Origin of the sequence: Alteromonas sp. a30 (genome assembly GCF_026788005.1) — a bacterium.
In the GTDB taxonomy this organism is placed as follows: domain Bacteria; phylum Pseudomonadota; class Gammaproteobacteria; order Enterobacterales; family Alteromonadaceae; genus Paraneptunicella.
On the sequence record NZ_JABEPE010000001.1, the window covers coordinates 325,643 to 340,176 of the forward strand.

At 41.7% G+C, this 14,534-nt stretch carries 12 protein-coding genes; 8 read left to right on the forward strand and 4 right to left on the reverse strand.

From position 1 onward, the window contains the following. Positions 1-2 precede the first annotated feature (2 nt). On the reverse strand, positions 3-530 hold the full coding sequence (yceD, locus tag HJG39_RS01365; protein ID WP_268405896.1) for a 23S rRNA accumulation protein YceD: 528 nt from the start codon (positions 528-530) through the stop codon (positions 3-5). A 71-nt stretch (positions 531-601) separates the two neighbouring features. Here yceD and HJG39_RS01370 point away from each other — a divergent pair, with 71 nt between their 5' ends. Next, on the forward strand, positions 602-1,216 hold the full coding sequence (locus HJG39_RS01370) for a Maf family protein (protein WP_268405899.1): 615 nt from the start codon (positions 602-604) through the stop codon (positions 1,214-1,216). Here HJG39_RS01370 and rluC read toward each other — a convergent pair whose 3' ends face one another. Further along, positions 1,217-2,167 carry a 23S rRNA pseudouridine(955/2504/2580) synthase RluC gene (gene rluC, locus HJG39_RS01375; protein WP_268405902.1) on the reverse strand — a complete coding sequence of 317 codons (951 nt, stop codon included), beginning with the start codon at positions 2,165-2,167 and terminating at the stop codon, positions 1,217-1,219. It abuts the gene before it with no gap. A 533-nt stretch (positions 2,168-2,700) separates the two neighbouring features. On the opposite strand from rluC, the gene rne reads away from it, so the two are divergent. The 7 genes from rne to HJG39_RS01410 all read left to right on the forward strand — a co-directional run bounded on the left by rne (position 2,701) and on the right by HJG39_RS01410 (position 12,340). Beyond that, on the forward strand, positions 2,701-5,670 hold the full coding sequence (gene rne / locus HJG39_RS01380) for a ribonuclease E (protein WP_268405905.1): 2,970 nt from the start codon (positions 2,701-2,703) through the stop codon (positions 5,668-5,670). Positions 5,671-6,400: 730 nt separating this feature from the next. Next, complete coding sequence (locus HJG39_RS01385; RefSeq protein WP_268405910.1) at positions 6,401-8,197, forward strand: fatty acyl-AMP ligase; 1,797 nt, start codon at positions 6,401-6,403, stop codon at positions 8,195-8,197. Further along, the gene (locus HJG39_RS01390) at positions 8,194-9,132 is read left to right on the forward strand and encodes an acyl-CoA desaturase (RefSeq protein ID WP_268405913.1); all 939 of its coding nucleotides are present in this window, start codon (positions 8,194-8,196) and stop codon (positions 9,130-9,132) included. Before HJG39_RS01385 ends, HJG39_RS01390 begins: the two co-directional genes overlap by 4 nt. Beyond that, on the forward strand, positions 9,125-10,075 hold the full coding sequence (locus HJG39_RS01395; protein WP_268405917.1) for an acyl-CoA desaturase: 951 nt from the start codon (positions 9,125-9,127) through the stop codon (positions 10,073-10,075). Before HJG39_RS01390 ends, HJG39_RS01395 begins: the two co-directional genes overlap by 8 nt. Positions 10,076-10,077: 2 nt before the next feature. After that, positions 10,078-10,386, forward strand: coding sequence for an acyl carrier protein (locus tag HJG39_RS01400; RefSeq protein ID WP_268405920.1), 309 nt, complete (start codon positions 10,078-10,080; stop codon positions 10,384-10,386). Positions 10,387-10,401: 15 nt separating this feature from the next. After that, entirely contained in the window at positions 10,402-11,496 is a 1,095-nt protein-coding gene (locus HJG39_RS01405) for a fatty acid desaturase (protein WP_268405923.1), read from the forward strand. 10 nt (positions 11,497-11,506) lie between these two features. Further along, complete coding sequence (locus HJG39_RS01410) at positions 11,507-12,340, forward strand: alpha/beta fold hydrolase (protein ID WP_268405926.1); 834 nt, start codon at positions 11,507-11,509, stop codon at positions 12,338-12,340. Here the strand turns inward: HJG39_RS01410 and HJG39_RS01415 are convergent. Continuing rightward, positions 12,337-13,209 carry an alpha/beta fold hydrolase gene (locus HJG39_RS01415; protein WP_268405929.1) on the reverse strand — a complete coding sequence of 291 codons (873 nt, stop codon included), beginning with the start codon at positions 13,207-13,209 and terminating at the stop codon, positions 12,337-12,339. The genes HJG39_RS01410 and HJG39_RS01415 overlap by 4 nt on opposite strands. 15 nt (positions 13,210-13,224) lie before the next feature. Beyond that, positions 13,225-14,460: a DUF1302 family protein gene (locus tag HJG39_RS01420; protein ID WP_268405932.1), complete on the reverse strand. Its 1,236-nt coding sequence runs from the start codon at positions 14,458-14,460 to the stop codon at positions 13,225-13,227. Between the last annotated feature and the right edge of the window lie 74 nt (positions 14,461-14,534).

Here is a 14,534-nt window from a genome sequence, read left to right on the forward strand (position 1 = left end):
ACTTACTCCTGATTACGCTTTAATTCTTTCAAAACTGCAAACGGATTAGGTTTACTTTCCTCTGGCTCAATATCGCCGTAACTCATATCACTTCCTTTCATAGCGCAGTCTTCATCCTTATGCATTGCTACGATAGGTAGAGTTAATATCAGTTCATCTTCGAATAGACCGAGTAAATCCACTTCACCTAATTCATCTACTTCCACCGGATCATAAATTTCCGGTATTTCGTCCTCAACATCTTCACTTCTGACTGGACAAAAACAGAAGCGCACATCAATTGAATGGACAAAGGAATCATTACAACGCTGACAAATCAAGCTAGCTCTTGTTTGCAGCTTACCTTCAAAATAAGTCAGACCTTGAACATCAGTATCGAACTTAACAGAAATTGCAATATCATCCAGCACTTCGCAAACTGCGGCGCTGAACCGCTGCATATCTGTAGCCAGCATCACGCCCTCATAAATAGAGCGTTGAATAGCACTTTTGAACGGATCGACCTTTTTAGGCAGTTTGACTTTCTGCATAGCGCGCGCATCATATAGAGGAATAAGACTTGAGTCAAAGCATTATTGGCATTTATTAAAGGAACAACCATTTGTCTGCTTATAATTTAACTAACCTCCCCCCTGTTATCCTTGCAAGTGAATCAAAATACAAACGGGCCGTATTGGAAAAGCTTCACATCGCCTTTTCCTGTTGTGCGCCCAATATTGATGAATCGGCGCTAGAAAATGAATCACCTGATAAATTGGTCACTCGGCTCGCTAAAGAAAAGGCGCTAACCATAGCAAAACAACATCCCCATGCGTTAATTATTGCCGCTGATCAAGTTGCCAGTTTTAACAGCCATATACTAGGTAAACCTAATAATGAAGAAAATGCACTAAAGCAGTTGTCTTTATTCAGTAGTAATAGAGTTGATTTTATAAACGGGCTGGCACTGTATGATCCTCGAACTCAGGAGGTTTATCAATTATGCGAAACCTTCTCGGTTCAGTTTCGTTCGCTCTCTCAACAAGAATTGCTTCTCTATATAAGAAAGGAAAAACCGTTTGATTGTGCGGGTAGCTTTAAAAGTGAGGGGTTAGGGATTCTTTTATTTGACGCACTAATTGGCAGAGATCCTAATGCCTTAGTTGGTCTACCACTGATTGGCTTAAGAGAACTATTCGAGCAAGCTCAGATTAACCTGCTCGAATGTATACACTAATTAAACCCTTTTCAGTTGAGACAAGGTGTAAGACAGTTGTTTATCTAACGCCGCATTAAATGTCATTTTTTCATTTGAATTAGGATGCGTAAATGTAAGTTGATGAGCATGTAAAAATAGACGTTTCAACCCAATCTCCTTCATTGACGCTTCAAAATCAGGATCTCGATATTTAGAATCTCCAGCAATGCAATGTCCTGCATATTGGCAGTGAACCCGTATTTGATGCGTTCTACCGGTAATTGGCATCGCTTCAACAAGCGTTGCCCCTTCATAGCGCTGTGAGATTTGATAACGTGTTTCTGACGGTTTACCTTCATCCGAGACTCGAACCACCCTTTCACCAGACTTTAGGGTATTTTTTAGCAGTGGAGCATTAACCACTCGACGCGCTTTTGGCCAAGTACCGGATACAAGGGCAAAATACCGCTTATCAACGGTTTTATTACGTAACTGCTCATGCAAACTTCGTAAAGCTGAACGACGTTTAGCTATAAGTAAACAACCAGAGGTGTCTCTATCAAGACGATGAACTAATTCTAGAAACTTGGCATCTGGTCGTACTTTTCTCAACGCTTCTATCACGCCATAAGACAACCCACTACCGCCATGCACAGCCATACCACTTGGTTTATTCAATACGATTAAATGGTTATCTTCATGTAAAATAAATTGTTCTAATTCTTGCGCTCGTTGAGTATTAACGTACCCGCCTTCATCTTTCTCGCTCACTCGAATAGGAGGCAGTCTTATCAGATCACTTGCTTGTAATTTATATTCGGGTTTTATCCGTTTTTTGTTAACTCGCACTTCTCCTTTGCGTAACAGCCTATAAATCATACTTTTAGGCACGCCCTTGAGAATACTAATTAAGAAATTATCAACCCGCTGACCTTCGCGTTCCGCGTCGATCTCAATAAACTGTACTGAAGAAAAATTTAAATCACTCATAGCGGCGTATTCTAACTTAAATCATAAAATAAGCCCTAAATAATTATATTTTCTTGCTACATTTTCTGCTTTAGTGCCATAATTACGAAGTACGCGTCTAATTTCGACGGTATTAATAAAAGAGAGTGTGTGTATTGAAGCACGCAGAGCCGTGTCCCGAACAAAAAATCGGAATGTCACGAGAAGTTAAGAATTCGCCCCTGCACTCAGAGTTAAGAAAAACATCTCTCGCAGTAGCGTTAACCCATTACCGCTCAATATACACCCATAAATAATTGAAAAAGTAGTTTGCGATCACGCAACAATACAGGAATTACCTGATACCTGCGCAGAACAGAGATAACGCGGGTTGACTCACAAGTAAGCAAAAAGTGTAAAAAACAGAGCCGAGCGGGGAGCCTGTAATATACAGTCGGGAGACTGAGTTTGGAAAAATCCAGCCGCAGTGAGTGTGTAATCAAAGTCCGCGTAGTGGAAAAAAGGCAAATAAGCCAGTATTGATGGCGTGATCGATTCCATAATCGAGTCACAGTATGAAAAGAATGTTGATTAATGCTACTCAGCAAGAGGAAATGCGAGTAGCTCTGGTCGATGGTCAGAAGCTTTACGATTTAGATATTGAAAGTCCTGGTCACGAACAAAAAAAAGCAAATGTTTACAAGGGAGTTATCACTCGAGTTGAACCTAGTTTGGAGGCCGTTTTCGTAAACTACGGCGCTGAACGGCACGGTTTCCTTCCCCTCAAAGAAATAGCTAAAACGTACTTCCCAAATAATTATAAATTTGAAGGCCGTCCGAACATCAAAGATGTCGTCAAAGAAGGTCAAGAGGTTATCGTTCAAATTGATAAAGAAGAACGCGGTCAAAAAGGAGCCGCATTAACGACCTTTATCAGTTTAGCTGGCAGCTATTTAGTATTAATGCCTAACAACCCAAGGGCTGGCGGCATCTCTCGCAGAATTGAAGGCGATGAAAGAACAGAGCTAAAATCTGCACTCAATAAGTTAAGTCTGCCCAATGGTATGGGCCTGATTGTTCGAACTGCTGGTGTCGGCAAATCTTATGAAGAATTAGAATGGGATTTAAATATCCAGCTCACTTATTGGCGAGCGATTGAACAAGTCGCAGAAACCAGAAAAGCGCCCTTTCTGATTCACCAAGAAAGCAACGTTATTATTCGCGCCATTCGTGACTACCTAAGACGCGACATAGGTGAAATTCTGATCGATAACGAAAAAGCACACCAACAAGTGCTTGAACACATGCAGTTATTGCGTCCCGACTTTGTTAGTAAAGTGAAACAATATAAAAGCGATGTGCCGTTATTTAACCACTATCAAATTGAAAACCAAATCGAATCAGCTTTCCAGCGTGAAGTTCGATTGCCCTCAGGTGGTTCAATTGTAATCGACCCAACAGAAGCACTAACATCTATTGATATTAACTCTGCCCGAGCGACGAAAGGCGGTGATATCGAAGAAACGGCGCTTAATACCAACTTAGAAGCAGCAGATGAAATAGCACGCCAATTACGCCTACGAGACTTAGGAGGCTTGCTGGTTATCGATTTTATCGATATGACCCCTGCCCGCCATCAGCGTGAAGTCGAGAACCGTTTGAAAGAAGCGGTGCAACAAGACAGAGCTAGAGTTCAATTAGGCAGAATATCCCGCTTCGGTTTATTGGAAATGTCCCGTCAGCGTCTTCGTCCATCACTTGGTGAAGCATCGACCCATGTCTGTCCACGTTGTTTAGGTCAGGGGACAATCAGAAGCGTCGAGTCATCAGCATTGTCCATCTTGCGCCTAATGGAAGAAGAAGCACTTAAAGACAACACCAAGCGCGTTACCGCTAATGTGCCTGTGGAAGTTGCAGCTTACTTGCTTAACGACAAACGGGATATGCTTCGTAACATTGAAAACCGTTTAAGTGTGTCCCTGCTAATTGTTCCTAAACGAGAATTGGAAACACCACATTACGAAGTTGCTCGTGTTAGAAATGATGACACTGTTATCGAATCCAATTCGAAGATGGTGCCTCAATCTACACCAGAAAAAGACGAAACCAATACGCTTTCAACTGACACTCCAACCCGAGAACAACCTGCTCTGCAAGGATTGGTTCCTCCTCAAGCCGCCCCTGTTGTGAAGAAAGAAGAGCCAAGTGTTTTCTCTCTATTCATAACCTGGTTACTTGGGCTATTTAAGTCAGAGGAAAAACCGCAGAAAAAGGAATCTAGAAACAATCGCAATAATCGTCAGGGGCGCAATAATAATAACAATCGCCGCCGCAATAATAATCGCAGTCGTAATACCAATGACAAAAACGACTCGTTAGACAAAGACGATAAGAATGCTCGCGGGAATCGTAACGACAGAGAGGACAAGGGCAGTAAAGATACTCGTTCAAATCGTCAGCCTCGCAATAAAGAAGGCAATAATGCGAGGAAACGTCCAGAGCAATCTGATACGAACCGAGCTCGTCCTGATAGCGATGCACAAAAAGCCAAAAGTGAAACGCGCAAAATCGCAGAGCGTAGAAAGCGTAGAGAGCGTAAACGTAGTGTGCGTGTCACCGATACAGATAAAGCTTCGGTTCAAAACAATGCGGTAACAGAGCAATCTCCAGACACTAAACCCGATAACAAAGTGCAAATTGCAAACGCTCCTGAAAAGGCTATTGAGAAAAAGCAACCCACTGCACAATCGGATGTTAAGGCTGAAGCAGTACCGACACAAGCCAGCGAAAACCAAACCGACTCAACACAAGACGTTTGGGCTGCTGCCAGAGAAAAAGCAGCCGTTGAGAAGGAATCAACAGTTCACGCTCAGGAAGATAGCGCCAAAGCAAAATCAGCACCTAAAGAGCCCGAACAGACTCAACAGGATGCCAAACCTTCTACTGATGCGAAAACAGCAGATGCTGCGACGTCTTCGCATTCGGAAGAAGCAGATAAAACAGTGGAAACGCAATCTCCCGAAACTGAAGAGCCTAAAACAAAAGCAGCTCAAGAGGTTCCGAATCAACCTAGTTTGAACTTCGAAGAAACAGAAGATACTTCGGTTAAAGACTCAGCGCCAAAAGACGAAACGTCTTCAGTTGTTGCCGAGCCCGAGCAAGTTGATATTTTCTCTACAGTAGAATCAACACCGGAACAGGCTGTTCAAACGCAAGACAAAGAGCATGTAGCAGAGGATAGTGTTGCTCAACCAGAAGCCGAAGCAACAAAAGCTGAAGTAAACGAAAGTACAGAGACAACTAGGACTCAAGCAAATAACAAAGCTTCCCATCCTAAAGCCTTCGTTATTCGTTCTGGTTTACTAGAGCAACTAAAACGTACTTCTCACCCAATGGCGAAACCACAGGCGATCGACACACCAATAGAAGATATTGAAATTCTTGCTATTGACACTGCACAACGCCCACAAATCGCTATAAGTGGTCGAGCAGCAGCTTCAAGTAGTGTTACGAGCAAGGCAAGTGCGCCAATTACTCGTCCCTAACTAAATACCTGCCTAAAAAACAAAAAGCGGACTCCTCAAGAGTCCGTTTTTTTTGCCCAAAAACATAATTTCATCGTTTTCACTCAATTTTTCGCTAATTTCCACAAGCAAAATACGCTATTTTTTTACACTTTTACGAAATATTACATGTTGGGGTGAGACAAATTATGCTCCCTAACTAAAAGGTCAAAATTTAGTTTCTCATTTGCATTTGCATTTACTGTTAACATTATTGCAACATATTTAATGAGAGAAATTAAAAAACCTTATTGGTAAATTTTAAAGTTATACTAAAATATAATAGTAAATATTGGCTAAAATCTTAACTAGATGAATTCATTATGTATATAAAGACAATGACGGCAATAACATGATTAAAAAAGACATTTTTGTTTACTAGATATATATACAAATCATTCTAAATTAATGGCAAGAAAAGTGACAAACTTGTACACCCTTTAGAAGACGTTTTTTTAACCTTATCAGTTATAGCATTTGTAAGAGATCTATAAATATTTATCTTTTTTTACAGAATTTTGCTGTCATAATCTCTTACCTATATTTGTATGATCTGAAAACATTAACAAGGATGGACGGTGATTAACTTGTGCTTAGACACAAGGATCTTGAAGACAGCCTCCACACTTTAAAAAGGTAAAAAGTAGAATCCGTTATAATACAGTGAGGATGCCTTCGTTAAACAAGTAAACAGCATGATAGGTAGAAGAATATGTACTCAGATGTTGCCTTAAATGCTCAGTTGAAAATTGAGCCTACTGAATCAAAGCCCAATTTTAACTTGAGAACCTTTGCAGAGATAATTGAATTCAGAGCTAAATATGAAGGGAGTAAAGAGGCTTTTTCATATTGTTTCGATGGCGAAGGTGAAGGCGAAGAAGACATTGTTACGTGGTCGTATCGTGATTTAAAAAACGCGATTGCCTTTGCGAGCCAGAAGATCAATCAGCACAATATCAAAAATGAAAAAATTGTTTTGCTGTTTGAGCCAGGGCTCGCGTTTATTGCAGCCTATCTTGCCACTATTTGCAGTGGAGCCATTGCAGTCCCCTGTCACCCTCCTATGGGAAAAAGACAAATACAACGCTTACACACATTGATTCAAGATAGTGACCCTAAATTAGTCCTTTTCAGCGACGTAATAAGACACTCCACTCCCCAACTTTCCCAATTAATTGATTCAGCATCCAACGATATTACGTTTAAAGAAATCCACATTCCCATGCAGCCACAAGAAATGCCATGGCAACATCCCAATATCGAGGAAGATGCTATTGCAATGCTGCAATACACCTCTGCTTCAACAGGTGAACCTAAAGGCGTACAACTAACCCACAAGAATCTGGTTAAAAATAGCGAGGCAATATACAAGTGGCTTTCGCCCTATCCAAACCGAAAAGGATGTATTTGGCTCCCTCCATACCATGACATGGGTCTACTCGGCGGGATTATGCAGCCATTGTATGCAGGATTTCCGCTAGTGTTTATGTCCCCCATGCATTTTGTTCAACAACCTATTCGTTGGCTGAAGCTAATATCGAGACATAAGCTAACAACGACTGGCGCACCTAATTTTGCTTTTCAGTTATGTGTAGATGCTATTTCAACAGAGGAAATACAAGAGGCCCAAATTGACCTAAGTAGCATTAAAGAACTGTTCTGTGGCTCAGAGCCAATCAATGCAACAACGATGCAGGCATTTGAAGAAAAGTTCGCCCCCTATGGATTAGATTCTAAAGCCATCAACCCATGTTATGGCATGGCAGAAACCACTCTCTTCGTGAGCGGTAAAGAAGCGGGTCACACCTTTACTAAAGAATGCTTCGATAAGGAAAAATTGAAGGTGGGGAAAGCCATTCCTGTTCCCAAAGGTGCTGACAATGCTCAGTGTATCGTTAGCTGTGGAAGCCCTGGTAGTGAACTGAACATTCGTATTATTGACCCCGAGCAAAAGCGTCAAGTATCGAGTGGTTGTGTTGGTGAGATATGGGTAGCTGGTCCAAGTGTTTCTCAAGGATACTGGAATATGGAAGCTTTAAGCCAACAAGCCTTTAACAATTCGTTAGCTGGGGAGCAAGGAAAGTTCTATCGAACTGGTGATTTGGGTTTCTACCATAAGGGAGAATTATATGTCACCGGCAGAATTAAGGACGTCATTATCATTAGAGGACGAAACCTCTACCCTCAAGATATTGAACAAATTGCGCTTAGTATAGAAACCACATTATCCCTACTCTTTTCTGCCGCATTTTCTGTTCAAGAACAAGATACAGAGGCACTCATCATTGCTGTAGAAGTAAAAGGGCGTCCAGAAGAAGGTGAAATACAAGCTCTACGGGAAAAAATAAGAGTAAAAGTAACAAATGAATTTCGCGTTTCACCGAAAGAAATATTAGTTGTTCCTGCGTTATCCATTCCAAGAACGACGAGTGGAAAAATACAACGTTTTGCTTGCAAGAATGCTTGGAAGCAGAACTTACTACGCCAGTTTAAGCGGAGAGAAAAATGAATCAGAGCAATAATTTTTCTACGCAAAATGAACAAATTAAAGCCAGCACCTCATCTAATAAACTAACGTATTGGATGGCGCTTCTCACTGTAGGCGGATCAACCTTAGGAGCCGTTATTGCAGGCTATCAACTTGCTACGGAACAAGTCACTTTTCTCGACGTAGGGTTGCTTTTACTTTTTTACTTTGCCACCGCTATTGGTGTTGAAGCTGGTTTCCACCGTTACTTTTCGCACAGTGCATTTAAAGGTTCCTCATTTACGACTTGGTTAATGGGAATTCTTGGTTCTATGGCAGGACAAGGCCCTGTCTTATTTTGGGTAGCAACCCACCGAAAACACCATGCATTCACCGATATATCAGGGGATCCTCATTCTCCTATGCTCCACGGTTTGAGTATTTTAGCTCGTATTAAGGGTTTTTTTCATGCTCATATAGGTTGGCTATTTTCAAATGAATTAGCCAGTTGGGGAAAATTTACCCCAGACCTCCTCCGAAATCGGGCGATTGTCAAAATCAATCAAAGTTACTTTTCTTGGGTATTGATAGGGCTCATTTTGCCTACACTGCTGGGGCTCCTCATTGGTGGGACGCTCGAAGCCGCTTTTCATGGGTTCATTTGGGGCGGGTTGTTTCGTATGTTCTTACTCGATCACATCACATGGTCAGTTAACTCACTCTGTCATACGTTTGGCACCAAGCCCCATAAACTTAAAGACAATAGCCGTAACCTCGCGCTACTTGGTATCCCTTCTGTTGGCGGTTCTTGGCACAACAATCATCACGCCTACCCCATTGGTGCGAGGAATGATCACCAATCCCGATGGCAATTAGATTTATCAGGATTATTCATAGAATTCCTTGGCATCTTAGGCTTAGCAACGCAGATAAAGCGCTACGCTCCGACTAAATTAAAGGAGAGCAAATATGAGTAAACAAAACCCGAATAGTATCGAACCTCATGCTGCTGCACCGGGAGTATTGAAGCTTGAAGGTAGCGCAGCTAGGCTTCAATTAGTGTTTGCCTCTTTAGTTTTAGTTGTGCCCTTACTTGGCACAATAGAAGCGGGCCGCTTAATTTGGGTAACAGAGATCCCCGCTTGGGCATGGTGGCTATTTGGAGTGATGTACTTTGTTCATATGTTTGGGGTAACTGCCGGCCTACATCGTTTAGCAACACACACCGGATTCAAAACCAGTGAGACAATGAAAATGTTGCTCACCATTATGGGCTCCATGGCAGCGCAAGGGCCGTTGTACTATTGGGTATCTCAACACCGCAGACATCATTTATACAGTGATCAAAAGGGCGATCCACACTCCCCCAACTTACATGAAAATAAGTGGTTAGGACTTTGGTACAGCCACATGCCTTGGATGCTGTCTAAACACGTATCGACTTGGAGCCATTACGCCAAAGACACCCTAAGAGATCCAGTTTACTTTTTTGTGCATCGTTACTACCTAGCATGGGTATTACTTGGCTTACTAATTCCAACGGTAATTGGAGCGCTAATAACACAAACCTTTCACGGAGCCTGGATAGGCTTCATTTTTGGTGGTCTAGCAAGAATGTTTTTCGCAAACCAATCTGCATGGATGGTCGGTTCAATTTCACACCGCTATGGAAGTGTGAATTTTGATACAAAGGACAATAGCAAAAATAATTGGATCGTCGCCCTGTTAGCATTCGGAGAAGGATTACAAAATAATCATCACGCCTTCCCAATTAACTATCGCCACGCGGTTTATTGGTATGAACCGGATTTAACAGGCTGGATTCTAGCGCTTATGAATAAACTAGGATTGGTATGGGATCTTAAATTTCCCAACCAATCCAGTATCAACAAATTATCACTGAAAAAAGACAAGGTATAGATATGAGTTTTTTAACATCAATTAAAGGCATGTTTAGTGATAAGGACAACACCGTTATTAGCAGTCAGGATGATGCCGCAATTAAAGCTTGGTTAATGCAAAGATTAGCCAAACATTTAAAGAAAGATATAAATGAACTTGATTCAGCTACACCGTTTGAACAGTATGGTTTGGATTCTATGTTTGCAGTTCGTGTCACTGGAGAACTGGAAAAAGTAGTCGAACTTCGCCTATCTCCTGCATTATTCTTCGAAAACTCCTGCATTGACGAAGTTGTTAGTGAAATTACAGGCTCAACGCCAAACTCTTAGCAGAGGTAAAATCAAATGAACGATGCTCACTTACCCAAAAACGCAGATGCAAAGTATATACAATACATTGAGCACATCGAAGCATTGAAGAAAGAACCTTTAGGGAAAGCCATTCCCAAAGCACTATTCAAAAAAAATGTCCTTAAATCTTTGGCGGGATTTGTAATCAGTTACAGTTTGTATATTGGCAGCATCATCGCCATTGCCTACTCTCCACATTGGTCTGTGTCTCTTTTATTACTTTTACCTGCTGGATTAGGTGGCTGGGGTTTACATTGTATTGCCCACGATTGTGGACATGGTTCATTTTCTAACAGTCGAATCGTGAATACCCTTGTAGGTCACTTAGCATTAATCCCTCTGCTATACCCCTTTCATGCGTGGCGCCATGTCCATAATATGCATCATAGCGCTACCAATAATTTAGAGATGGATACTGATTGGCGGCCTATATCCAAGTCAGTGTATGACAGAATGCCATTCATCGATAGAGTGGTTTATTTATTCACACGTTCCTTTGGTTTCTGGGCTGGCACAGTCCATTACTGGTGGGTATCTGCCTTTAGACCGTCTTTTTTCCCGCAAAAAAAACAGCGTAACGAAGTTAGACGCTCAATGCTCTTTGTTATCATTGCTGGCGGAGCTATTATCACGCTTTTGGCTATGTACACTGGCTTACATGGTGTGCTTTGGTACTTTGTGCTGCCATTACTGGCAACCCATGCTTGGTTTAGCGTAACAACATTGATGCATCATACAGAGGAAGATGTTCCCTTCCTTGAGCGTAAAAACTGGTCATTGAATGGCAGCAGAATATTACTGACAACCGACTATATTTATCCGAAATGGCTTTTATTGCTAACCCATAATATTTCTATTCACGCCGCGCATCATGTTTCCCCAACAGTGCCATTTTATAATTTACCGAAAGCACAGGCGGCACTTGAAGCGGCATATCCTGGAATGATAAGACAAGCACCTTTTACCTTCAAAACCCTTTGGCGCATCATCACACGTTGCCACTTTTATGATCCGCAAACAGGGTATTACCAAAGTTTTTCGCAAGCTAAAAATACCTCTGCGGAAAAAACGGCACACAACGCTGACTAGATGCCTGAAAATGAATGAATTAGCAAAAATAGGCTTAAAGACTTTATGTTACCTAGCTCCAAAACAAGCTGGGCAAATAGCAACTAAACTTTTTACCCAATCTAGAAACGCTACCAACCCTCATAGAAAAGCCTATACCCCTATTGGCGCCCAAAGTATCTCAATTGAGGCTTACGGCAGAAAAGTCAGGCAGTATTATATGTGGGGGGATAGTGGTGATATTGTGCTATTACTCCACGGTTGGGGCTCAGAATGTGGAAGCATGTTTAGTTTGGCATCTTACTTAGCTAAGCAAGGCCATCGAGTGGTTACATTTGATGCGCCCGCTCACGGCGCATCCGCAGGAAAATTTGCAAGCATGAGCGAATATGTCTCGGATACAAAATTGATTTTGAATGAACTTTCAAGCTTCGGTACTGTAACCCGTGTCGTCGCACACTCACTAGGTGGAATTGTGGCGATGGCTGCCACTAAAGAATTTCCAGCAATCAAACAGGTAGTGCTTATTTCTGCCCCTTATTCACTTAATGATGTACTGAGCATCTGGAGCAGAAATGTCATCAATTTAGGAAGCAAGGTCCGCGACAACGTTTTACGTCAACTCCTTAAAGACAATGGTGTACCTGTGAGCTATTGGGATATAAGTTTACATGGAAAGGAGCATCACGCAGACATCCTTGTGGTTCATGCCATCGATGATAACATCATCGATATTGAGCATGGGGAACGTATCTGTAATGCTCTTCCCTCGGCAACAATGGAAACCGTCGATGAACTTGGTCATATAAAAATACTTTCATCTCTAAAGGTTCACCAGAAAATATCGCATTTTTTCAACGCTTAAGCGACATCCTTTTCGCCATCATTCTGCGCTTTTTCGCTCTCATGCTTTACCTCGCCCGAGATTATATAATCAGCGACTAGCTCAGCCAGATGCTTGTCCCGCAAGATTTTACGATGTCCTAGCCCGGCTGCATTAAACGTTTTAATTTCGGAATGGGATTTGGCAATTTCACGCATAGAATGAAACGGGATCTCTAAATCATCATCCGCATGCACCAACAAAGCCTCGGGTTTAATCTCAGAAAAGACACGGGCAACATCTAACTCTTTTGCTGGTCTACCAACCGATTTTTCAATATTACGAACAAACCGATGTTGACATTTTTCAGATAATCCCATGAAGCGTGCAAACGCCAAAAGGACACGGTAAATATTGGCTGGAGAAGAAATAAGCACGGTTCGACCAAACCTGACGCCAGCTTCCATCGCAATAGAAAGCGATGCGGCTCCCATCGAATGACCAATTGCTCCATCAAATGGGCCAAAAGCTTCATTTGCCGCTTCAATAGCACGAGAAAACGCCAAAGGATTTGACTCATGTCCCTTTGATTTTCCGTGTAAAGGTGCATCAATGGCAATAACGCTATACCCTTTAGATAACAACGGTTGCACAAAGTTGTACATTTGCGTCGCTCGACTTTCCCATCCATGAACGACTAAAACCTTCTTTTCACCATTTCCCCAAACCGCTGCACTCAAGCCATCACCAAACGCTTTTCTAGTCGCCTGCTTTTCTGCTTCCAGCTCCCAAGATTTTAATTTGAACTTTCGAGGAGTGAGAAAGATTTTTGCGTTTGAACGCGCAATGTGCTCAGGCATTATATAGCCTAAAACCTTATTTCTTACGCGGATCAGGTCTATTATATTCATTGTTAGTCTCCCGGTTTATAACGCGTATTTAAAGCCTAAAACAAACCGATCATTGTATGTAAACTCACCAAATAACCCTTCTTCCTTTCCATAGAACATATCAATGCCGGCCCATAAAGAAAGGTTATCAGAATAACGGTAGAAGACTTCTACCCGAAATTCACCGTCATCACTTTGATGATCGAATAACCCAAACCACTTTAGCGTTAGGGTATCGTTCCAAAAATCTTGCCTAACACTTAAGGTGTGCACGGTATTGCTTTTATCACGCAAAATTTCATCTCGATAATCCAACAAATGCGTTTGAAACCATTGGTAACTGACTAAAATTTCCTTAAAGCCGTGATAATCTAACGCAATAACTGAATTTAAATTTGCACTATTTGTTACCCCTACTCCAGTTCCATCATTGACATAATAGCCACTGGAGTTATAACCCACTTCGCTTCTCACCACCCAATCACCAAATGCACTTGAGGCCGTTAGACCATACAAGTTATTTCTTTGATACTCCGGTGAAAAAACCTGTGTTGGTGTTAAACCATCTATTTGGTCAACGTACACTACAGGAAAATCGTGATAATGATTAAAATAGATAAAGCTAAAATCCCAGCCTTCAAAAAACACACTCCACCGAAGCCCTGTCTCCCATTGATTATCGGGCCTTTGTAATGGCTCGCTACGTACAGCATAATTCAGGTCCAATTGAGGCCGAGAAAATGGTGAGCGTATTTCAAAATCCGTCCCACGCTCTGCTAGACGGTTAAAAGTCATATCATGAATGAGCAGAAACTGTAGTGACGATTCGTCAAACCACGGCAAGTAAGCTTCTGCATTTAGCATCCAGGTTGGGATCCTAGAGTTTTCGAATGAATCAAGATTTAACTCTCTTAAGTCCTGAGGATTAACAACATCGAGGACTTTAATGCCATCGGCCTCTCCCCACACAACTTGTTGCTTCCCTATCGTCCAAAACACCGACTCCGAATCAAATTCAATATAAGCTTCAGATAACGAAAGTATGGCGTGTTGGCTATGAGTCAATGAACCATTGGCACTTGAAAAGCTATCTAAACGATCGCCTGATTGATTTAGGGTTGATTGTAAATCCAGTTTTAGTTCAGGAATAAGCGTATAGCTCACGTTTTCTCCAAGCTTACCTTCAACCTCTAAACTAACTTGGCCCTCACTTTTCCTAATTTCTTGCTGTTCAAAGTTGTAACCCAGTTCAACATCAAAAAACGCTTTCACATCTACTTCGCAATAGACGCTTTTTACAAAGACAAAGTAGACAAGAATAAATAGCCTTAATACCCTCAAGATAA